At 51.9% G+C, this 1,415-nt stretch carries 1 rRNA gene; it reads left to right on the top strand.

Annotation, left to right across the window (positions count from 1 at the left end):
* Positions 1 to 1,350, top strand: a 23S ribosomal RNA gene (locus ISF28_RS30170); the annotation flags it as partial.
* Positions 1,351 to 1,415 lie beyond the last annotated feature (65 nt).

Below are 1,415 nucleotides of genomic sequence, written 5' to 3' on the forward strand. Positions count from 1 at the left end.
CACGAAGCAATCGGAAGTGGTTCCAAGAAAAGCCTCTAAGCTTCAGTCATACGAGACCGTACCGCAAACCGACACAGGTGGGCGAGATGAGTATTCTAAGGCGCTTGAGAGAACTCGGGAGAAGGAACTCGGCAAATTGGTACCGTAACTTCGGGATAAGGTACGCCCCGGTAGCTTGAATGGTTTACTCCATGAGGGTGAAAGGGTTGCAATAAACTGGTGGCTGCGACTGTTTAATAAAAACACAGCACTCTGCAAACACGAAAGTGGACGTATAGGGTGTGACGCCTGCCCGGTGCTGGAAGATTAAATGATGGGGTGCAAGCTCTTGATTGAAGTCCCAGTAAACGGCGGCCGTAACTATAACGGTCCTAAGGTAGCGAAATTCCTTGTCGGGTAAGTTCCGACCTGCACGAATGGCGTAACGATGGCCACACTGTCTCCTCCCGAGACTCAGCGAAGTTGAAATGTTTGTGATGATGCAATCTACCCGCGGCTAGACGGAAAGACCCCATGAACCTTTACTGTAGCTTTGCATTGGACTTTGAACCAATCTGTGTAGGATAGGTGGGAGGCTTTGAAGCGGGGACGCCAGTTCTCGTGGAGCCAACCTTGAAATACCACCCTGGTTCGTTTGAGGTTCTAACCTTGGCCCGTGATCCGGGTCGGGGACAGTGCATGGTAGGCAGTTTGACTGGGGCGGTCTCCTCCTAAAGTGTAACGGAGGAGTTCGAAGGTACGCTAGGTACGGTCGGACATCGTGCTAATAGTGCAATGGCATAAGCGTGCTTAACTGCGAGACCGACAAGTCGAGCAGGTACGAAAGTAGGACATAGTGATCCGGTGGTTCTGTATGGAAGGGCCATCGCTCAACGGATAAAAGGTACTCTGGGGATAACAGGCTGATTCCTCCCAAGAGTTCATATCGACGGGGGAGTTTGGCACCTCGATGTCGGCTCATCACATCCTGGGGCTGTAGCCGGTCCCAAGGGTATGGCTGTTCGCCATTTAAAGTGGTACGTGAGCTGGGTTTAAAACGTCGTGAGACAGTTTGGTCCCTATCTGCCGTGGGCGTTGGAAATTTGAAGGGGGCTGCTCCTAGTACGAGAGGACCGGAGTGGACGAACCTCTGGTGTACCGGTTGTCACGCCAGTGGCATTGCCGGGTAGCTAAGTTCGGAAGAGATAACCGCTGAAAGCATCTAAGCGGGAAACTCGCCTTGAGATGAGATTTCCCGGAGCCTTGAGCTCCTTGAAGGGTCGTTCGAGACCAGGACGTTGATAGGTCGGGTGTGGAAGTGCAGTAATGCATTAAGCTAACCGATACTAATTGCCCGTACGGCTTGTCCCTATAACCTTGGCAGTCATTGCCAACGCAAGGGTTCAGCTGTTTGTTGAGACAACAGATACGAAAAC

The organism is Massilia rhizosphaerae (assembly GCF_016093545.1).
Taxonomy (GTDB): Bacteria; Pseudomonadota; Gammaproteobacteria; order Burkholderiales; family Burkholderiaceae_D; genus Telluria; species Telluria rhizosphaerae.